Here is a 19,542-nt window from a genome sequence, read left to right on the forward strand (position 1 = left end):
GGATCGACCGCTATTGGAACTACAGCATGGTAATTGTAACTCATTGTAACAAAGTATGAAGTGGATGAGAAGTAACCGATTACACTTGAATGAACGCCTGATATCATGTAATCTTATTCAAGAAAACCTGGACAGAACATTCCGCCTTGTTTGCTGTATTTCACAAGGATGAGCCGTCCATACTACATATTATGACATCCATCACAAGTACAAGCTTCTCGATTTGCTATACTACGAACGCATTCTAAAAATTTAAAGGATTCGGAAAGGAGCTGCCTGGTTATGGCACAATTACTTTACGTTAAAGTTAATCCGAAAGCAGACGAAGCCTCTTACTCCACACGTCTGGCTCAAGCATTTCTGGAGGCATATGAAAATAATCATCCTGAAGATGAGATCGTGACGCTTGATTTGTACCGTTCCGATATTCCTTTCCTTGATGTGGATGTGTTCAGCGCCTGGGGAAAGTTCGAAGCTCACAGCCAATTGACACCGCTTGAGCAGGATAAGGTTCATCGCATGAACGAGCTGACTGATCAGTTTCTCGCCGCGGATAAGGTCGTCTTCTCGGCGCCATTCTGGAACCTGAGCTTTCCGCCTATGATGAAAGCATATATTGACACTATTTGCGTAGCAGGAAAAACATTTAAATATACCGAAGCTGGTCCAATTGGACTTGTACCGGATAAACCGGTGCTTCTCATTGAAGCGCGTGGCGGACATTATTCCGATGGCCCAGCGGCTGACATGGAATTCTCGAAAAAATATTTGAAGACCATCATGAATTTCCTCGGCATTCAAAACTTCCAGCATCTGCTGATCGAGGAGCTCTCGGTGGACCCAAATAAAGCAGAAGATATTTACCATCAAGGAGTTCAGGCAGCGAAAAACCTCGCTCAGCGCTTTTAAGTTATGCGCTTGGATGCTTGAAGCTGCAAGTTCCCATTAAACGAAGATGATTGAATCAAAGTTTGTATGCACATAACCATAAAAAAGCAGGCAAATCGCGTACGCGCCGTTTTTGCCTGCTTTTTTTATATCATTAGAACCGGCCCTGCAAAACATCACGAATATGCTGAACGGCCTTCACTGCCTGTAGATTCTCTTTGTTTCCGTCTAAAGCAGTGAATTCTATCTCACCCGACGAAGCACCGCGGCCAACAACGATCCGATACGGGGCCCCTACGAGATCAGCATCTTTAAACTTCACGCCGGCCCGTTCATCACGGTCATCGAGCAACACTTCGATACCTGAACCTGTCAGCTCCTGGTAAATCTCTTCGGCCAACTTCATCTGAGCTTCATCCTTAACAGCTACCGGAACAACATGAACCTGATACGGAGCCACTGCTATCGGCCATATCAACCGCTCATCTGCGATGCTTTGCTCGGCGATCGCCGCCATCACACGGGATATGCCAATACCGTAACACCCCATAACGACGGGCTTTTCCTGACCGTCAATATCAACATATGTCGAACCCAAAGATTCGCTATATTGAGTGCCCAGCTTGAACACATGCCCAAGTTCGATGCCCCGATGGAACGAAAGCGGTGCTCCGCAGCGGAAGCAGCTGTCACCTTCTGCAGCATTCCGGAAATCACCGGTATACTCAAGTGAAAAGTCGATGCCGGGGCGGACATGCAGCAGATGAAAATCAGCCTCGTTCGCTCCGGTGATCCCCTCCTGCATTAAAGCAACTTCGGAATCTACCAGCAGCTGCAGCGGCAGCCCAACGGGGCCTGCAAAACCGATTGGAGCACCAGTCGCAAGCCGGACTTCCTCTGCATCTGCCAGTTCAACGGTTTCTGAAGAAATATAGGACTTCACCTTGACTTCGTTCACTTCCCGGTCTCCCCTTACAAGAACCGCCACCAGCTTCTCGTCAGCTTTATATAACAGCGTTTTAATGAGCTGTTCAGGAGTTACTTGTAAAAATTGAACCACATCCGAAATGCTTTTTACACCTGGTGTATGGACAGTCTGCATCGCTGGAAGCTCAGCATTTCTTTTGCCCGTTGTAACGTCACTCCCATGAACAGCACCCATTCTTGCCTGCTCCAGGTTAGCTGCATACTGGCAAGAGCTGCAGGATACGATCGTATCCTCTCCGATTTCAGCCAAAGCCATAAATTCATGCGTCTCGCCTTGACCGCCGATTGCTCCGGCATCCGCTTCCACGGCCCGAAAGTTTAGACCAAGCCGGCTAAAAATCCGCTCGTATGCGCTATACATTTTCCGATAGAAGACATCAAGTCCCTCCCAATCCCGATCAAAAGAATAAGCGTCCTTCATCAAGAACTCGCGACCACGCAGCAGTCCGAACCGAGGCCGTCTTTCATCACGGAATTTGGTCTGAATTTGGTACAGATTAAACGGCAGTTTCCGATAAGATGAAACCTCTTGACGAATCAGTGATGTAATCACCTCTTCATGTGTCGGTCCAAGTACAAACTCCCTTTCATGCCGATCACGGAGCCGGATGAGCTCAGGGCCGTAGATCTCATATCTTCCGGATTCTTTCCACAGTTCAGCAGGCTGAACGGCTGGCATATGGAGTTCCTGCGCGCCGGCAGCTTCCATCTCCTGACGAACAATCCGTTCGATTTTACGAAGAACACGCCAGCCAAGCGGCAAATAAGTATAAACCCCGGAAGCTACCTGACGGATATATCCGCCCCGAAGCAGCTGCTGATGGCTGATCACCTCCGCTTCGGCTGGTACTTCACGCAAAGTTGACATAAATAGCTGACTCTGTCTCATAATCCTCATTCCCTTCTCTTATTCGTGAAATCACAAAAAAGCACATCCGCCCAAAGGGACGAATGTGCTCGTGGTACCACCCTGCTTCAATCTTTCACTGTTTTCTTAAATAGTGAATGATCCTTATATGGGCGATAACGGGCCGTACCGGCTTCACTGCAAAGCAGTAAAGCAACTACAAGGTAGGAAGAACGCAGCCGTACATGAAAGCCTTTCAGCCTGAGGCCTTCTCTCTGTGATGCCGTTTCTGCGAGCTTATGTCCTTGATCAAGGTTGTTTACAAACTCATTTTCATTAAATTACATCCGGGAGGTTAGAATGTCAAGAGAACGATTTGTCATTGTCCGCTCCTAATGCGAAATATGCTCCAGTACCTGATGTAAAATACCAATGACATGCTCATCCTCATAGGTGTAGTAATAGGTGTTGCCATCACGCCGATATTTCACCAATCGTAAACTGCGCAAATGACTCAATTGATGTGATACGGCAGACTGACTCATACCGAGCACCTCTGCAATATGGCCGACAGAACACTCCTCCTGGGATAGTAAATGAAGAATCCGAATCCTGGTTGGATCGGATATCGCTTTCAGCAAGCGTGAGGCTTCCACTGCCTGTTCCTCCCGTAAAAGTTCATGTGACTGCTTGTCCATGATTATCCCTCTTTTCATCATAGCTTCCACGATTTCGTGGGCATCTACTCGCCCCAAAAACCTAATCATATTCGAACAGCAAGCTTGAAACATCCTGAGAAGAACTCAAAGCCATTCGCATCCATAATTCCCTGTTTTAAGATCACTTTACCGCACCTGAGCACTTCTTTCAATTCTAAACCGAAAATCGAACTTTTTTGCCATTTTCATTGACATTATAACTGTATGAGCATATTATAAGCCTAAAGTTGCATTTAGGAAACAATATAGGCTAGACCCAATTTAATAGGGAGAGGTTAAACTTTATGGACGAGACAAATAAATACCAAACACTGTATCAGGCGGATTTCGGACAGAAGTTTCTCGTTAAAAAAGTGGATATCCAGGGTGAACTAAAACGCCGGTTGTTGGATCTTGGGTTCGTACAGGACTCGGTTATCGAGGTGCTGAAGCCAAGCCCATTAGGAGACCCTGTTTCATATAGAGTGGCAGGTACAGTCATTGCATTGCGAAAAGAAGAAAGCCAGTTCATCTACGGCGAGGTGTTATCATCATGAGAACATTTACGATCGCATTGGCAGGAAACCCTAATACCGGAAAAAGCACGCTGTTCAATGCTTTGACAGGACTGAAGCAGCATACTGGTAACTGGTCCGGAAAAACCGTCAGCCTCGCAAGCGGATATTATGAATATAAAAATACTCGGTTCGAAATCGTCGATCTCCCTGGTACTTATTCCTTGTTTTCTAATTCTGCAGACGAAGAAATAGCGCGTGATTTCATCGTTTTTGAGAAACCTGATATTACATTGCTCGTTCTTGATTCCACTGCGTTGGAAAGAAGCCTCAATCTGGCGCTTCAGGTACTCGAAATGACCGACCGCGTCATTGTTTGCTTGAATTTGATAGATGAAGCGAAGAAAAAAGGAATCCAGATTCATGCAGGCAAGCTTTCCGACAAGCTCGGTGTACCTGTTATCCCAATTTCGGCAAGAAATAAAGAAGGCTTAGATGTACTGTCAGATCATTTGCTTCGCATGTGTATGGGGCAAATCCAAACAACTCCTTACCGAATGCAATACAACGAGCAGCTTGAAATGGATATCAACAGATTAGAGAGCGAAATCATAGATATTATAGGAACCGATTATCCCTCAAGGTGGCTTGCTATCCGCTTTTTGGACGGAGATCAGAAGTTGGTTGCCACGCTGAAGGACCGGATTTCATCCCAAGCTAAAGGGGGTACAGTCCACTATGGAGCAGCAGCTAAAGCGTTTGGAAGCTCTAACAGCCACCATTCCTGCTGATCAGATTGATCATGTCCGTGAAAGCATAGTCGGGGATCTATTCAAAAAATCGAAGGAACTTTGTCAGGAAGCAGTTACGGTAACTGACAAGAAACGTCTGTACCGTTCGGAGAAACTAGATCATATCTTTACCTCCAAAGTGTGGGGTTTCCCTATTATGCTTGGTCTGTTAGGTATGGTGTTCTATCTGACCATTGCAGGTGCTAACATACCTTCCTCCATGCTCGCCAGCTTCTTTGGATGGATCGAAGGATATCTCACACTCGCATTTGAAGCTGTCCATGCGCCTGAATGGCTTTACGGTATACTCGTTCTGGGACTTTTTCGGGGCACTTCTTGGGTAGTGAGCGTCATGCTGCCTCCAATGGCAATCTTTTTCCCGGTGTTTGCTCTTCTTGAAAACTACGGCTATTTGCCCAGGGTCGCTTTCAATCTGGATCGACTATTTAAAAAGAGCGGCGCGCACGGCAAGCAATCGCTAACGATGGCTATGGGATTCGGCTGCAACGCAGCAGCCATCATGTCCACCCGGATTATCGAATCTCCGAGAGAACGAATGCTGGCGATTCTGACCAACAACTTCGTGCCATGCAACGGGCGTTGGCCAACTCTTATTGTTCTTTCCTCCCTGTTTATGGCTGCAAGTTTTTCCGGTGGAGCCAAAACACTTGTGACAGCTTCCGTTGTCATGGGGATGGTACTGATCGGTATTGTTGTTACGTTTACCGTATCTTGGGCACTGTCCAAGACTGCGTTAAAGGGAGTGCCTTCTCACTATACGCTGGAGCTTCCTCCTTACCGAAAACCGAAAATATTGAACACGATCCTTCGGTCAACACTGGATAAAACGATGTATGTTCTCCGAAGAGCTGTCATTGTGGCGGCGCCAGCAGGCGTCTTGACCTGGATTCTGGCCAATATTTATATAGGCGACACCAGCATCCTGCTGCATTTTGTCGGTTTTCTGGACCCGTTCGCTCGGGCCCTCGGACTGGATGGCTTTATTCTGATGGCTTTTATCATTGGCCTGCCGGCCAACGAGATTGTATTTCCGGTTTTGCTTATGGGCTATTTGGCTACAGGAGCATTGATCGAGGTGGAAGATATGTTCGCGCTGAAGCAGATTTTCGTGAATCAAGGCTGGACGTGGCTGACAGCACTGAATATGATGCTATTCTCACTTCTTCACTATCCATGCGGAACAACGCTTGTGAACATATACAAAGAAACCAAGAGTAAAAAATGGACCTTTCTAGCCTTTGCGATTCCAACGGCTATTGCCATTGGCGTCACCTTTATTGTCGCACAGGTCGCGCGAGCCATGGGCTGGGTGTAAATACACAAAAAGCAACCAAACAATCCGTTTTATGCGGATGTGAGGTTGCTTTTTTTAATGGCTTATTTCATAAATTTATCATTTCTGGACAAACTGAATGCAGGCATCTTTGCACATATTTTTTAAATGGAGGAATCAAACGATGGCTAGTGTAAATGATCAATCATTGCAAAACAAAATGGAAAGTATCTTTCATCAAACTTGTGAAACCTGGCAAAACTGTACGCAATCAAACATCCTGTCCTTTCTGAGACAGTGCCAAGAGCAGAATATAGACTCGCAGTATTGCATGAGCTGGGTGGAACAACACAAATCACAAATCCCCGACTGGAAAAATGTATCGGAAGCTTCGCTTGACTGGATGAATCAGAATACTTCCACCGGATCTTCTTTTTCGTCTACTTAATCAATCAAAAAACTAAAAATCATGAGAGGGTATAATAAACGCAAATAAGACCCTATTAGGTAAGAGTTAATAGGGTCTTATTTGTTCAGTCCATATTACATTTTTTTATTTTCTTAATTTATAATGTCTTCTCCAGTATACTAATGGTAATAAAAGCAAGAAAAACACGCAGTTGTACGAAAAGATCTATTTCTTGGAGATTAATAGCCCAGTAATAATGGATAATTGCAACGATATAGTTAACGCTGCTGCCAATATAAAGTCTATTGAATCTGTTGGCGTAATAATCATTAAAATAATATACCAAACAATAACCGATATTATTACACTCGTTAAAGAACACCATATAATTTTTTTCAATTTGTACCTCCTAAGTTAAAAAGTATATAATAGATAGCTTTCTATACAACATGCCTTGCTCTTGCAACGTTTATGATATAATAAACAAAGAAAATCAGGCGAGGTGAAGCCGATGAAATGGGGAGAAATTACCGATTTGCACCCTGGTCGTTTTGTACTGGTGGAGGCAATCAAAGCAAGCTCCAATAACCGTGTGCGTCAGTTAGAGGACTTGGCGGTTATTCAGGATTATGACAATCCACAAGAAGCGTGGAACGGATACAAGCATTTTCACAAACTGCATCCGACACGCGAACTATATGTATTCCATACCAGCCGAAGCGATGTAGAAGTTGTTGAAGAATTCTTCTCAGGCGTACGGCAACGCCTATGAAGATACAATTGCAGCATGGCCTTCCTATTGTCTCTTTGAACATAACTCACAACAATCAATCGATCATTTTGCCGAACGTCCTGTTCGATACGGGCTGTGCTGCTACAGTCTTTGATACCGATATACTTGTTCAGATTGGAATTTACATTGACTTCATAAACGGAAAGGTAAAGCGAATGTATGGCGTAGGGGGAACGAGTGAAATTTGTTATGAACAAGTCATCCCTGAGCTTCAAATTGAACATTTTACTTTGGATGATTTCCCCATCCAACTCGGGTCTATACAAGAGCCTTACGGGTTTGACGGCATACTGGGCATTGATTTTATGACAAGAGCCAAATGTAAAGCCAACTTTGAAACCATGGAAATTACATTTACCAATTAAAACAAGCGATGTTTAGGATCAGAACATCGCTTGTTTTTTGCTATTTATATGAAAGTTCGGTTTTTTCATTCCCTAGATTTTGCTTCATTTCTAAAAATACAAAAAAGCCTTCTTACCCCGACTGGCGGTTTAAGAAGGCTTTCGTCATGCACATCGAATTGCAAAGAGCTTAAATTTTCAACTCTCCTAGCTTGATCAATTCGACAACGGCTTGTGAGCGGCCCTTAACATTCAACTTTTGCATAACGTTAGAGATGTGGTTACGCACCGTTTTCTCGCTAATGAACAACTGCCCGGCGATGTCGCGAGTGGTTTTGTCCTGTACCAGCAGTTCAAACACTTCACGCTCACGGTGGGTTAATAAAAACTTGCTGTTATGGTCATTCCCCTTCAATGGTGTCACCCCTCCTTGCCCGGGTATGTGTGGTCTAACAAGGTTAAGGGATACAGTCAACTCATACTATGTAAAAACAAGGGTTAAGGTGCTGAATATGTTCTAAATTGGGCTGAATGCCGGACATGATTTATTTCTCTTGATTCCTGAATACACTTCCTCTATGATGAAGATATAAAAATAATTTTCTTGTTAAATAGGATAAATACAAAAATTATTTTCACAACAAGTTTCTGTTTCATGTCACGAGTCCATAATATAAAGGAGGCCTGCTATGGCACCAGTCCTGCATATTATCGCCGTAGAAAAGAACCGCCTTCCTAGGCAGGAACGGCGACTTGCCGAGTTTATAATGGATCGCCCTTCAGAAGTCGTTCACATGGGCATCAAGGAGCTCGCAGATCAATGCAATGTAAGTGCCGCCACTGTAACCCGATTTTGCAAACATTTTGATTGTAAAGGTTATCCCGATTTTAAGGTCAAGCTTGCAACTGAAATGGCGCATGCCGAAAAACAATCGCGTTCAGGACATACAAAATATCAGGATATCGTAGCCGGAAACCCGCTGGCTGACATCGTACAAGCGATTGAAACAAACCATGTAACATCCATCCAGGATACAACTTCACTGCTTAATTTAGGACAGTTGGAACGTACCGTGGACGTGTTATGCCGGTCGAAGCGTATCGATCTGTACGGTATTGCCACATCATCGATTGTGGCCCAGGATTTTTACCAGAAGTTGATTCGGATCGGAAAAAACTGTACTGCCTTTGCTGATTCACATATGCAAATCACCTCTGCATCAACGCTTACGTCAAATGATGCGGCTATCGCTATTTCTTATTCCGGTGAAACCCCTGAAACCATTGATGCTTTATCCTGTGCCAAAAATGCAGGCGCTTTTACAATCAGTATTACATCGTACCGAAGCAGTGTCTTGTCATCCTTATCAGATATCGCGCTGTACTCTTCTTCGCTGGAAGAAGGCATGCGCCGGGGAGATATGGCTTCACGTATCGCTCAACTTCATATTATTGATATATTATTTATGGGAATGGCCAGCAGAGACTTTTCTACTTATGTTCCCCGTCTGGAGCAGTCCTATCATAATGTAAAAAATTATCGCAAAAGCCGAGGAGGTCAATAATCTGTGAATATCTATATTTATGAAAATGAAGAAGGCTTCGTGCAATCCGCAGCTAACCAAGTTACCAGTCTTTTGAATGCTAAACCATATGCAAAGCTGGGTCTGGCTACCGGAAGCACTCCGATTGGACTTTATACAAGACTTATTGAAATGCATCGTAAGGGACTTGTTAGCTTCTCTAAAGCAACTACTTTCAATCTGGACGAATATGTGGGACTTCCTGAAAATCATCCGGAAAGCTACCGCACGTTCATGAACGAGAAGTTATTTAAACATATAGACATCAATATTGAACAGACACATATTCCTAACGGAAATGCAGCCGATCTGGAAGAGGAATGTCGTGCATACGACCAGATGCTGGAGCAACATGGTCCAATCGATCTGCAGCTGCTTGGTATCGGCCATAACGGACACATCGGTTTTAACGAGCCCGGCAAGAGTCTGACCAGCGGTACACATCTCGCTCCATTGCAAGAGAAGACTCGTCAAGCGAATGCACGCTTCTTCCCTTCGATAGATGACGTTCCAACCCATTCCGTAACGATGGGCGTTGGATCCATCATGAAAGCCAATCAGATCATGCTTCTCATCCGCGGGGAAGACAAAGCTGAAATCGCACATCGTGCATTAACAGGACCGATTACAACAGATTGTCCTGCATCATTGCTGCAATGCCATCCAAACGTCATTGTCCTTATGGATCAAGGGGCTGGGAGGCTGTTTAAATGAGTGGTAGCGAAACCAAACTGACGCTGTTATACGGCCAAGTATTGACTCCGGAAGGAATGAAGAAAAACGGCGTTCTCGCTATACGCGGTGAGCATATTGTATTTGCAGGTGAAGCTTCCGCGATGCCATCTGATCTGGATCAATCTGAAGCAGAAATTATACGGGATCAATCCGATCATTATATTATTCCCGGTTTTATCGATATTCATGTTCACGGCGGCAATGGTGAAGATTTCATGGATTCCGACCAGAAGGTTCTGGATACCATTACTTCTTACCACTGTTCGCAAGGAACTACCGCTATGCTGGCCACAACGATGACAGCACCAAAAAAGGCAATTGATTCCGTTCTTAAAGAAGTTCACGAATACCGCCAGCAAAAAATGCCTTATACAAGGCTGGAAGGCGTGCATCTGGAAGGTCCGTTTATTAGTCCGAAATGGCCGGGTGCTCAAAATCCGGAGCATATCGTTCCAGCAAGCATTGAATGGCTCGAGGAATGGGAAAAGTCTTATCCTGGTCTTGTCAAACAGGTCACGCTTGCTCCTGAGCGCGAAGGTGCGCTAGAAGCGATTGCCTGGCTTAAAGAGCATGGCATAACAGCTGCGCTCGGTCATACGGATGCTTCTTATGACGAAGTTCTAAACGCGATCGATGCCGGATTAAGCCATGGTGTACACACATTTAACGCCATGACGGGGCTTCATCACCGCAATCCCGGCACTGTCGGAGCCATGCTTAGTGATGATCGTCTAAGCGCTGAAATTATTGCAGATGGCATTCATGTTCATCCAGCAGGTATACGCATTTTGGAGCGAATGAAACAAAATGAAAAACTGATCCTCATTACCGATGCCATGTCGGCTACAGGAATGCCTGATGGGGAATACACTTTGGGAGATCTTCCGGTTATCGTAAAAGATGGCGTAGCCAAGCTTAAAGGCGAGCGTGACAGCCTTGCCGGCAGCACCTTAACAATGATCAAGGGCTTCCAATTCCTGATTCGCGAAATCGGAGTCAGCATGGAACGTGCTTCTGAAATCGCCAGCTTGAATCCGGCCAAACGACTTGGGATTTCTCATCGAACCGGCCTACTTAAAAAAGGCTATCAGGCTGATGTACTTCTCCTAAATTCAGACTTGGATATCGATGGTGTATGGGTTCAGGGAGATCGTAAGTATTAGAAAAAAGTCAAAGCTCTTGCCATTTTTCGGCAAGAGCTTTTTATATTAAATTGTTACCGGTTAGTTCGGGTGTTATAGTTCATGTTGCCATCGCGGTTTGTACCATCATAATTGGCGTTCATAGGGAAAAGACGATTGATGTAAGCTCCAATATCGTGAGCGATATTCCCTGTCGCATTCGTTACATCGTTAACGATTCCTCCTGGAGTACCGTTACCGTTAGCGTTGCCATTACCGTTGGTGTTACCATTTACGTTTCCATTATTATTTGAAAATCCTGCTGATTGATTAAAGAAATCAGGATCGGCGGATACATATACCTGATCACAGGATGGAGCTGCACTGCGGATTTTGCTGCTAACAGCTTCGCGAACATCCTGAGGAACACTATTCGCATTTGTTACATTGTTGTTTACATTTCCACCGTAACGTCCAGTGATTGTTCGATTGGTGCCATTTATATTGTTTGTAGTAAAATTACCATCTAAAGTACCGCGTCCCATTCCGGTATTGTTATCGAGCGGGGCTTGGGAATTGGTTCCAGACGGATGCGTTGTCGATGGATTATTCGTATTCGTTCTTGTTGGTGTTGTCATTTGACGCAGCAAGCCCATACTGCCTGTACCTGTGGTACCATAAGTACCGTCATTAGTACGGTTGCGAGTCGTGCCATTTAATGTTGGGGCCGGAGTTTTTCCTGTATTCATTTGAGTCATACTGCCATTGGTGCCATTGGTTCTATTTTGAATCCCATTCTGCCCATTTTGATTATCAAGTGACAGCGCTACAAACGCCTTGTTGTTAGCAACAAACACATGGGCATCACGAACGCCTTTAACGTTAGAAACTTTGCTGGAGAGCGTCTGACTGTATTTCAAGTTCGTCAGATCATGCTGTGTACCATTGTTGTTGTTATTGTTATTATTGTTGTTTGCAGAATACGTACCAACACGCCCGTTATTCTTTGTACTGATGTTATTAGTACTTGTTGTACCATTATTATTACCGTCATTAGGGTTTCCACAACCCGTTAACCCGGCCAAGCTGACGATCATTGCAGCTGACAGGGTTAAACCGAGGGCTTTGGTTTTGATCATAATTCATCCTCCATCTCATAGTGTTTTGTTTGCTGACATTGTTATGATGGCCTCGGGGATAACCGTGTATGCTGAAAGGTTTTGGCATTGACCTTCAAGTCTTAAGCTTTGTTTCAATGGCTGTTCATTAGACGTGAAAAATCCCGATCATCATTTGAGACGATCGAGATTTGTAGGGTTTAATCATTTTAATTGTACGTTTATATTCCCTTTCACTTTATTCAATCGATTTATAACCTCTTCCAAACTTTCACCTTTGACGATAATTTGCCCAATTCGATCCGTACCAACTCGGAATTTGTTGATGCGGTCACCTACATTATAATCAAAAGATATTTGAATAATATCTTCATGACTGACGTTCCCATTCTCAAGTTTCGTAATTTCACCCTCCTTATCGGATATTAAGAGTTCGCAGGCACAAGGTTGAAAAGACTCGACAGAGAACGTAGGATTCATATGAAGAGCAGCCCTGATTATCTGTTCATAATAATCAAATCCATAAAAAGTAGAGACAAGTTCCGGTAAACAAGTTGCTCCGGCTCTTCCCCCAATTTCAAGGACAAACACTTTATCGTCTTTTAAAATAAAATCTGCATTAATCGCACAATTATTCAATTGGAGTGCCAAAATACTTTGTTTTAACTGATTAAAAAGATCCTGTTCCACATCATCAGGTAATTCATAAGGTACATAGTGACCGATCGGTACACCAGCGTCCCCGTAAAACATCATATCCCCATGTGGCATAATAAATTGAATTTCATGATTATACACATAAGATTGCGCTCCAAATTCGGTTCCTTCTATAAATTCTTCAACGATAAAAAAATCGAGCTTTGTATCTCGTCTTACTTTGTCATATGCATCGTCGATTTGCTCTTTATCCGTAACCTTTACAATCCCTTTGCTCGCTCCACCGTCTACCGCTTTGAACATGAGTGGCATCGAAAGCACTTCGAAGGCAGCATAGACTTCCTCTTTATTTCTGACTTTTACAAATTTGGCGGTTCTCACGCCGTGCTCCATAAACGCTTGCTTCATTTTCCACTTGTTTGATGATAACTGAGCAGACTCATAATTCAATCCGCTAACCCCGATTTCATCGACGACCTTGCCAATCGACTTTACAGCCACATCCGTACCTGTCGTACATATTCCATCGATCCCTTCGAAACGGGCGATTTCCGCTACTTTTTCTATATTGGTTGTATCCTCATAATAAACTTTATCAGCCAGTGAAAATCCTGGATAGTTCCCCTGCCTACTTACAACAATAACGTACAATCCCATTTCTTTTGCCTTTTTAATTAATGGTAGCTGAGAAATACCTGCACCTAAAATCATTAATTTCTTCATGGTTTAAACTCCCTGATGCGATTAATGATCCGTTCTTGATCTTCTTCTGTCACATTTGGATGGATAGGAAGGGTAAGAATACTTTTCCAGATTTCAGACGAAAGCGGAACGACCGCTTTTAGATGAAGATAAACAGGATGAAGATGACAAGGATAATAATGAACACCAGTAGCGATATTTTGTTCTTGCAGATGAACAATCATACGATCTCTCAAAGATTCTTCCTTGAATTTAATCTGAAACAAATGCCATGAGCTTTTGACATCAGGGTGTTCCCGAGGAAGCTCGATCCATTCCAAATCTTTCAGCTCGGAACGATATCGTTCCGCTATTTCCCTGCGTCTTCCATTTAAGTGACCCAACTTGCCTAATTGAACGAGCCCCATAGCCGCTTGCATATCGTTCATATGGTATTTATAGCCCACTTTATCAACGAAATACTGCCATGCATACACTTTTTCATTGGAAGATCGTATCCATGTATCACGTGAAATACCAACCCATCGCATCTCACGCAGTTTTCGATTCATCCACTCGGTATTGCAGGTGATAGCGCCCCCTTCACCGCATGTCAAATTTTTGACAGCATGGAAGCTAAAGCAAGTAATATCACTGATCGATCCGATTCGGTTCCCTTTATATTCTGCACCGCAAGCATGCGCGGCATCTTCAACAATTTTGATCCCTTTCGATGTGGCTATCTTGTGAATTGCATCCATATCACAAGGATGCCCTCCCATATGCACGACAATAATGGCTTTCGTCTTATCCGTAACTTTTCGTTCGATATCAGCTGGAGATATATTGATGGTGTCTCTTTCAATATCTGCAAAGACCGGAGTTGCACCAACATAACTAACCGCATGAACCGTGGATATGAAAGTGATCGAAGGCACAATAACTTCATCACCCGGTCCAACTCCTAAGATCTCCATAGCCATATGAAGTGCAGCCGTGCCAGAATTAAGTGCTACCGCAAATCGGCTACCGACAAACTTGGCGAACTCCCGTTCAAATTGTTCAGTTTTAGGGCCAAGACCAAGCCATCCAGAACGTAAAACTTCTGTTACTGCGTCAGTTTCCTCTTGGCCAATGCTTGGTTGAAGAACGGGTATTAATTTATAATCCAAGTAAACCTCTCCTTTCATAACCTCAGTTACTTCTCATTAAAATTTGTGAGCGCCAACACTCAGCACAAGCTTCTATCGAGAAATTTTCCCAAGCTATTTTTTCCGCATGTTCTGCAATGTTCTGTCGAAGTTCCGGTTGCTCGATCAGCTCAACTATAGCCTCATACCAATCTTCACTTGTTTCCGAGGCAACCAAGCCACTTTCTTTGTTTTGAACCCATTCTTCGTATGCCGGAGAGGAAGTGTAGATACCCGGAATTCGGCAAGCAGAATACTCACGGAATTTGTTATTGCTCTTACAATCATGCAGCAATGTCCGCTCAAGCGGAGCGAGTCCAATGTCCCAGCTTGAACGGTATAGACGCTTTAGAAATTTTTTGTAATTTTCATCATAAGGTTCTGTATGCACTTGTGATTTATTTACAAGTTCATCCGGAGCATATCCACAAAACTCGATTCTAATTTTATCCCCATACTTCCTTAATATTTCGTCTAGCGCCTTTATAACAGGTGCGAAAGCCACCGGCTTTCTTCCGCCTTCATATCCGATAATAATTTGATTCTCCGTTTTTTTCTTCTTTTTCAAACCAGATATTATGGAGAAATCTACACTTCCCGGAAAATATACAATCTTATTCGGCTGAAAATGCGTTTCAAGATGCCTGGCAAAAAAACTTGAGGCGACTTTGACAATTTGAGCGTTTTTAAGAAACTTGACATAAGTCTTTCTGCGTGACGATTCATGATAGTATCTGCCAATATCTGAATCAGGGGACATGGCTAAGAAATGATCATCAATGACATACACCGTTTTTTTTCCCATCTCATGAGCCATTTCAAGATATTTATATGCTTCATGCTGAACCGTGCGAAAGAAGATGACAATATCCGCTTCTCCTATTCTCGATTTATTTAGCTCATCATCTGATCTCACGTCAAATGAGCATACCCCTTTTTGTTCAAGATATCGGAGTGGCTGTTCAATCCCAATCTTATATGAAGCAATTTTATTTGATCCGATGATGAGTACATTTATATCTCCTTTTCTCCCCATTTCTCTCACCCCCTCAATTTACATTTTCAATATAAATTTCTTCCAATGGTCTACACACGTATGCAGCGAAAAATGCTGCCTTACTGCCGTCCCTGCATTTTCTCTGATACGTTCCCTCATCGGCGGATCTTCAATCATAGTCTTAATCCCTTCAAACCAAGCGCTCTCGGTATGTTCAACAAGATACCCGGATTCACCTTGAGTAATCCAAGGAACATAAGCAGGTACTTTGGAATAAATTCCTGGAATTCGACAAGCACCATATTCGCGGAATTTATTATTCGTTTTCCCCTTATTAAATAAGGTATCGGCGAGTGGCGCTATCCCTATATCCCAATTGCACCGATTCAGTTCTTTCATGAAATCCTTGTATTCCATACCTCCACCTTTAAATTTTATACTTGGACGATCGACAAAAGCTTTGGGAATGTATCCGAGGAACTCCAGTCTCACAAATCCTCCATAGTAATCAAGAATCTTGTTCAACGCCGGTATGACAGGGGAAAAATCTTCCTCTTTCTCGCCCCCAGCATAACCTATAACGATTTGTTCCCGCCCTCGATCACTTCTCTTTTGCTTATCAAGCCAGTCAAAGTCGACACTTCCGGGAAAATATATAACATTTTTATTAAAACGTTCCTGAATATACGTACCGAGATCAGGAGCATCTACTTTAATGGTTTGAGCGCTTCTTAAAAATTTGATAAACGTTTCTCTTCGCACCGGATCGCAATAGTATTGCCCGACAGCAGTTGTCGGTTCAATTTCCAGGAAATTGTCATCGATTACATATACTGTCCGCTTCCTGAGTTGGTGCGCCAGCTCTAATAACGTATAGGCCGAAGGTTCAACATTGCGTACAAACACAATGGTATCTGCCGCTGCTATCATTTCTTTACTCACTTCATGCTCCAGCTTCATATCATATTTTAGATTACTGCTTTTATTCAATGCGTTAAAAGGTTGAAGAACGCCTATTTCTAAAGAGGGAATCATTCCCGCTGCGATCACAAGAACATCTATTTTAGGCAGCTCAGTTTCAATAACCGCTACTGCGTTGTTAGAAGCGATTTGGGCTACTGTTCGCCCATGTTGAAAACCATCCTCTCTTCCTTTTTGAAAACCATCGATACGTCCTCTTTGATATGCGTTTTGGGTAACGGAAGGCTTCCTCAGTTTCAGGCGGCGCATTCTGCTCTTTTGTTTTTTTCTTAAAGCCATCTTATCCTTCTCCTTTATAAGCTTCTTGATGGCCAGCTTCCATACCCTCCGAATAGCCAACGTTAAAACCTTCATTATATGCTTCATCAAAACCCTTATCATACGCTTGATTGTAATTTATGGCTTGCTGCGCTGGCGTTGCAATGCTTAATCTCTTTCCCGGTCCTCTCCTTCCTCTTCTGATCAGTTTCCTGCTTCTTAACAATCTTTTTTTCGATCTGAAATTACGGATTTTTTTACCCCTTCTCATAAATTTCACCCTCTGCTCATTTAAATGTTATCTGCCTTAATTACCGGAGGCGGAATAATCGGGGCCCCCTCCTCGTAATCCCGTAACTCGTCAGGACTGACTGACAACGGTTCAAAAGAATCAAGCTGCCAAGCCATTAATGTGTGTCGATTGAGAAACCGATGCAGTTTATTCCCTTTACGCTGAAAAACACTGCCATTCCGTATTTTGACAAGTCTTCCTTCTGTAACCTTGCCATCATCGAGTAAACCATACACGGCCTTCATGCGACGATTTACGTCCTCTGCGGACATGACTTTACCAAGAGGCCAATTCCGCAGATCGACCTGAGATACGCGAACAGCCTGCACTGGATTTGTGCCGTCAATCGGATAGCGGTTTCCTTGCTCTATCCAATACGACCTCGAACCGGCTCCTTTCACAACCACACAAGTTGGATACGAATCAATGGTTTGAAGGTTTACGCTATCTGTTTTACGCTGCCAATCAAGGGACAGGATGCCATGAGGATCACTCCATTTGTTCGAAAAGAAACTCAAATTGTTCGCATATACCTGATCGAACCTGGAACTTAATGATTTCATGCTCACACTGCCGTAATGATGGATAAATGTATCCTTCGCGATAATAAGCTGCATTCCGAGAAGCCGAGCACGTAGTCCATAATCGTCATCTTCACAGTTTCCGATCTGAAAACCTTCATCAAAATAACCTAATCGAATAAAATCCTTCCGACGAAGCAGCATGCAAAAGCCAGTCAACCGGCTTGTTTCGGACCAGCAACGAGCATTGGATTGGTTGTGTGTTCGGGAAAACTGCTGCATCTCCGTTATATTCGTATAACTGACATCAATTAATTGATCACCACTAATGTAATTCGTTACAGGTCCGACAATCCCGAATCGTGAATTGCTGTGCAGGCAGGCAAGCAAGTTGGACAGCCAGTTGGAAGTAACGACAGCATCATTGTTCAAGATCAACAAGGTGGTTCCTCTCGCCATCATAAGTCCCTGATTTACTGCGCCTGCAAACCCCAAATTTTCTTGATTGATCCGAAATCGCATCCCTTTAGCCGATTTAAGGTATTCCGTTGTTCCGTCAACAGATGCATTGTCGATAATAATCAACTCATATGGCTCATGTGTATATCGAACAACGCTTTCGATACACTCCTTTAAATAATGAAGCTGATTATAGGTCGGAATGATGATGCTCGTACCTTCAAAGTAAGTTGTACTGCGCATGGCTCCCTCTGCTTTTCCACGTCTATACCCATCTGCGTAGCCTGAATTAAATCCTTTAATATAGCCATCGTTATATCCTTTATTGCTATATCTCCTGTTGTTCATAGGATAGACTCTCCTTGAACCAATGAATTAGCCAAATGTCCGAAATCAATCGCAACTTTGCCAAGCTCAGAAGCAATGCGCTGCACGATAATTACAGCGGGAATCCCAGCTCCAACAAGTGCGATATCGAAGTCACAGGCAGCCGATATTTCATTCATGACTCTCGGAATGTCGCCTATTCCGTTCACAGGACTAACAACTCCAGTCACGTGGATACCGCTGTCTTGAAAAACTTTTGAAAGTGCTGGTGCTGAATTTCCCACAATCAGGACACGATAGCCCGCAAGAATCCCCCGCAAATATCCTTCCAGATTCAGTGCATAGTTAATTGTCGATAACGTCAATTTCAATTTTCGATAGTCAATCCGATGAGCCTTCAATACGGAAAATGCTAGAGGTTGAAAGTTAGGCAGTCGTAATTTAGGGATTCCGATAAGGTCTGCTTTTCGTATAGCCCTAACCAGCATATTTCGAGCCGCAATATCCGGTAAATTCACGCCGGAATAACTTAAAAAATGTCCTTCTTTCCTCACCTCTTCCTCACTCATCACAACTTCCTGTGCCAGCGTCAGCAATTCTCCGTCACCTAGACGAATAAGAGACAAAGGCGAGCGCTTCTTCAGAGCACTCCTAATCCTGGTGGCAACTTCCGAAGCATCAAGGAGTCTGTAATAGTGCGAACTCATGTGTTTCATACCAACTTCGATAATCTGTCGAACCGAAATTTCGGGGAGAATCTCCAGTTCTGGAAGGATGGAGTCCACAATCCCTTCTCCTCCGTCATATAGTCCCTTTTTGTATTCTTTTTCGTTACTTTCCTTTATCACTTGGTCCGAAACAGGCTCCGTTACCGGCAAGGATGGCGTAGCTGACACGGTTTGCATCGCCCTCCCCCATGCCTCGTCATAACCGGTATCGTACCCTTGGTTAAACGAGGCAGAGGCCTGCTCCAGCAACTTCTGTTCACAATTACACTCGGATGGTACGAAAACCTTGTTTAAGGATTTTCTTCGCTTCTTGCTGAATTCTCGCCTA

General features: G+C 43.7%; 21 protein-coding genes. 10 read left to right on the forward strand and 11 right to left on the reverse strand.

All coding sequences use genetic code 11. The features are described 5' to 3' along the window. The first annotated feature begins 282 nt into the window (after positions 1-282). Positions 283-909 (forward strand): FMN-dependent NADH-azoreductase, encoded by a 627-nt coding sequence (locus tag C8268_RS15790; protein WP_106768554.1) that lies wholly within the window; start codon positions 283-285, stop codon positions 907-909. Positions 910-1,042: 133 nt separating this feature from the next. On the opposite strand, the gene C8268_RS15795 is transcribed toward C8268_RS15790, so the two are convergent. Both C8268_RS15795 and C8268_RS15800 read right to left on the reverse strand, forming a co-directional pair. After that, positions 1,043-2,764: a proline--tRNA ligase gene (locus tag C8268_RS15795; RefSeq protein ID WP_106768555.1), complete on the reverse strand. Its 1,722-nt coding sequence runs from the start codon at positions 2,762-2,764 to the stop codon at positions 1,043-1,045. Positions 2,765-3,114: 350 nt separating this feature from the next. Continuing rightward, positions 3,115-3,420 carry an ArsR/SmtB family transcription factor gene (locus C8268_RS15800; protein ID WP_106768556.1) on the reverse strand — a complete coding sequence of 102 codons (306 nt, stop codon included), beginning with the start codon at positions 3,418-3,420 and terminating at the stop codon, positions 3,115-3,117. A 305-nt stretch (positions 3,421-3,725) separates the two neighbouring features. Here C8268_RS15800 and C8268_RS15805 point away from each other — a divergent pair, with 305 nt between their 5' ends. The 6 genes from C8268_RS15805 to C8268_RS15835 all read left to right on the forward strand — a co-directional run bounded on the left by C8268_RS15805 (position 3,726) and on the right by C8268_RS15835 (position 7,587). Then, positions 3,726-3,977 (forward strand): FeoA family protein, encoded by a 252-nt coding sequence (locus tag C8268_RS15805; protein ID WP_106768557.1) that lies wholly within the window; start codon positions 3,726-3,728, stop codon positions 3,975-3,977. Then, on the forward strand, positions 3,974-4,726 hold the full coding sequence (locus C8268_RS15810) for a FeoB small GTPase domain-containing protein (protein WP_106768558.1): 753 nt from the start codon (positions 3,974-3,976) through the stop codon (positions 4,724-4,726). Before C8268_RS15805 ends, C8268_RS15810 begins: the two co-directional genes overlap by 4 nt. Then, entirely contained in the window at positions 4,674-6,062 is a 1,389-nt protein-coding gene (locus C8268_RS15815; protein WP_106768559.1) for a nucleoside recognition domain-containing protein, read from the forward strand. Before C8268_RS15810 ends, C8268_RS15815 begins: the two co-directional genes overlap by 53 nt. Before the next feature lie 142 nt (positions 6,063-6,204). Next, positions 6,205-6,468, forward strand: coding sequence for a hypothetical protein (locus tag C8268_RS15820; RefSeq protein ID WP_106768560.1), 264 nt, complete (start codon positions 6,205-6,207; stop codon positions 6,466-6,468). Between the two features lie 472 nt (positions 6,469-6,940). Next, complete coding sequence (locus C8268_RS15830) at positions 6,941-7,201, forward strand: hypothetical protein (RefSeq protein ID WP_106768562.1); 261 nt, start codon at positions 6,941-6,943, stop codon at positions 7,199-7,201. After that, positions 7,198-7,587: an aspartyl protease family protein gene (locus C8268_RS15835; RefSeq protein WP_106768563.1), complete on the forward strand. Its 390-nt coding sequence runs from the start codon at positions 7,198-7,200 to the stop codon at positions 7,585-7,587. Before C8268_RS15830 ends, C8268_RS15835 begins: the two co-directional genes overlap by 4 nt. A 169-nt stretch (positions 7,588-7,756) precedes the next feature. On the opposite strand, the gene C8268_RS15840 is transcribed toward C8268_RS15835, so the two are convergent. Beyond that, positions 7,757-7,981, reverse strand: a complete 225-nt coding sequence (locus tag C8268_RS15840) for a helix-turn-helix domain-containing protein (protein WP_046678368.1) — start codon at positions 7,979-7,981, stop codon at positions 7,757-7,759. 274 nt (positions 7,982-8,255) lie between these two features. On the opposite strand from C8268_RS15840, the gene C8268_RS15845 reads away from it, so the two are divergent. From C8268_RS15845 to nagA, 3 genes are read left to right on the forward strand one after another with little or no spacing between them, the layout of a single operon-like run. Continuing rightward, positions 8,256-9,131: a MurR/RpiR family transcriptional regulator gene (locus C8268_RS15845; RefSeq protein ID WP_106768564.1), complete on the forward strand. Its 876-nt coding sequence runs from the start codon at positions 8,256-8,258 to the stop codon at positions 9,129-9,131. A 3-nt stretch (positions 9,132-9,134) separates the two neighbouring features. Next, a complete protein-coding gene (gene nagB, locus C8268_RS15850; RefSeq protein WP_106768565.1) occupies positions 9,135-9,863 on the forward strand; it encodes a glucosamine-6-phosphate deaminase in 729 nt (242 codons plus the stop codon). Next, positions 9,860-11,047, forward strand: a complete 1,188-nt coding sequence (nagA, locus tag C8268_RS15855) for an N-acetylglucosamine-6-phosphate deacetylase (protein ID WP_106768566.1) — start codon at positions 9,860-9,862, stop codon at positions 11,045-11,047. Before nagB ends, nagA begins: the two co-directional genes overlap by 4 nt. 53 nt (positions 11,048-11,100) lie before the next feature. Here nagA and C8268_RS15860 read toward each other — a convergent pair whose 3' ends face one another. From C8268_RS15860 to C8268_RS15895, 8 genes are all read right to left on the reverse strand, one after another. Beyond that, the gene (locus C8268_RS15860) at positions 11,101-12,144 is read right to left on the reverse strand and encodes a YhcN/YlaJ family sporulation lipoprotein (RefSeq protein ID WP_106768567.1); all 1,044 of its coding nucleotides are present in this window, start codon (positions 12,142-12,144) and stop codon (positions 11,101-11,103) included. A gap of 183 nt (positions 12,145-12,327) precedes the next feature. Next, a complete protein-coding gene (locus C8268_RS15865; RefSeq protein ID WP_106768568.1) occupies positions 12,328-13,503 on the reverse strand; it encodes an ATP-grasp domain-containing protein in 1,176 nt (391 codons plus the stop codon). Then, positions 13,500-14,633 (reverse strand): DegT/DnrJ/EryC1/StrS family aminotransferase, encoded by a 1,134-nt coding sequence (locus C8268_RS15870; RefSeq protein ID WP_234032829.1) that lies wholly within the window; start codon positions 14,631-14,633, stop codon positions 13,500-13,502. Before C8268_RS15870 ends, C8268_RS15865 begins: the two co-directional genes overlap by 4 nt. Positions 14,634-14,655: 22 nt before the next feature. Further along, positions 14,656-15,687: a glycosyltransferase family protein gene (locus C8268_RS15875; protein WP_234032832.1), complete on the reverse strand. Its 1,032-nt coding sequence runs from the start codon at positions 15,685-15,687 to the stop codon at positions 14,656-14,658. Between the two features lie 18 nt (positions 15,688-15,705). Further along, positions 15,706-16,908 carry a glycosyltransferase family protein gene (locus tag C8268_RS15880; RefSeq protein ID WP_106768571.1) on the reverse strand — a complete coding sequence of 401 codons (1,203 nt, stop codon included), beginning with the start codon at positions 16,906-16,908 and terminating at the stop codon, positions 15,706-15,708. Position 16,909: 1 nt separating this feature from the next. Next, positions 16,910-17,158, reverse strand: coding sequence for a hypothetical protein (locus C8268_RS15885; protein ID WP_106768572.1), 249 nt, complete (start codon positions 17,156-17,158; stop codon positions 16,910-16,912). Positions 17,159-17,178: 20 nt separating this feature from the next. Continuing rightward, positions 17,179-18,507, reverse strand: coding sequence for a glycosyltransferase family 2 protein (locus tag C8268_RS15890; protein ID WP_106768573.1), 1,329 nt, complete (start codon positions 18,505-18,507; stop codon positions 17,179-17,181). Then, positions 18,504-19,391: a GT-D fold domain-containing protein gene (locus C8268_RS15895; protein ID WP_234032834.1), complete on the reverse strand. Its 888-nt coding sequence runs from the start codon at positions 19,389-19,391 to the stop codon at positions 18,504-18,506. Before C8268_RS15895 ends, C8268_RS15890 begins: the two co-directional genes overlap by 4 nt. Between the last annotated feature and the right edge of the window lie 151 nt (positions 19,392-19,542).

Origin of the sequence: Paenibacillus faecalis (assembly GCF_900289175.1) — a bacterium.
GTDB lineage: Bacteria > Bacillota > Bacilli > Paenibacillales > Paenibacillaceae > Paenibacillus_AQ > Paenibacillus_AQ faecalis.

Coding starts and splice junctions, on each gene's coding strand:
- C8268_RS15790 (WP_106768554.1), top strand. CDS start 283: ATGGCACAATTACTTTACGTTAAAGTTAATCCGAAAGCAGACGAAGCC.
- C8268_RS15795 (WP_106768555.1), bottom strand. CDS start 2,764: ATGAGACAGAGTCAGCTATTTATGTCAACTTTGCGTGAAGTACCAGCC.
- C8268_RS15800 (WP_106768556.1), bottom strand. CDS start 3,420: ATGGACAAGCAGTCACATGAACTTTTACGGGAGGAACAGGCAGTGGAA.
- C8268_RS15805 (WP_106768557.1), top strand. CDS start 3,726: ATGGACGAGACAAATAAATACCAAACACTGTATCAGGCGGATTTCGGA.
- C8268_RS15810 (WP_106768558.1), top strand. CDS start 3,974: ATGAGAACATTTACGATCGCATTGGCAGGAAACCCTAATACCGGAAAA.
- C8268_RS15815 (WP_106768559.1), top strand. CDS start 4,674: ATGGAGCAGCAGCTAAAGCGTTTGGAAGCTCTAACAGCCACCATTCCT.
- C8268_RS15820 (WP_106768560.1), top strand. CDS start 6,205: ATGGCTAGTGTAAATGATCAATCATTGCAAAACAAAATGGAAAGTATC.
- C8268_RS15830 (WP_106768562.1), top strand. CDS start 6,941: ATGAAATGGGGAGAAATTACCGATTTGCACCCTGGTCGTTTTGTACTG.
- C8268_RS15835 (WP_106768563.1), top strand. CDS start 7,198: ATGAAGATACAATTGCAGCATGGCCTTCCTATTGTCTCTTTGAACATA.
- C8268_RS15845 (WP_106768564.1), top strand. CDS start 8,256: ATGGCACCAGTCCTGCATATTATCGCCGTAGAAAAGAACCGCCTTCCT.
- nagA (WP_106768566.1), top strand. CDS start 9,860: ATGAGTGGTAGCGAAACCAAACTGACGCTGTTATACGGCCAAGTATTG.
- C8268_RS15860 (WP_106768567.1), bottom strand. CDS start 12,144: ATGATCAAAACCAAAGCCCTCGGTTTAACCCTGTCAGCTGCAATGATC.
- C8268_RS15865 (WP_106768568.1), bottom strand. CDS start 13,503: ATGAAGAAATTAATGATTTTAGGTGCAGGTATTTCTCAGCTACCATTA.
- C8268_RS15875 (WP_234032832.1), bottom strand. CDS start 15,687: ATGGGGAGAAAAGGAGATATAAATGTACTCATCATCGGATCAAATAAA.
- C8268_RS15880 (WP_106768571.1), bottom strand. CDS start 16,908: ATGGCTTTAAGAAAAAAACAAAAGAGCAGAATGCGCCGCCTGAAACTG.
- C8268_RS15885 (WP_106768572.1), bottom strand. CDS start 17,158: ATGAGAAGGGGTAAAAAAATCCGTAATTTCAGATCGAAAAAAAGATTG.
- C8268_RS15890 (WP_106768573.1), bottom strand. CDS start 18,507: ATGAACAACAGGAGATATAGCAATAAAGGATATAACGATGGCTATATT.
- C8268_RS15895 (WP_234032834.1), bottom strand. CDS start 19,391: ATGCAAACCGTGTCAGCTACGCCATCCTTGCCGGTAACGGAGCCTGTT.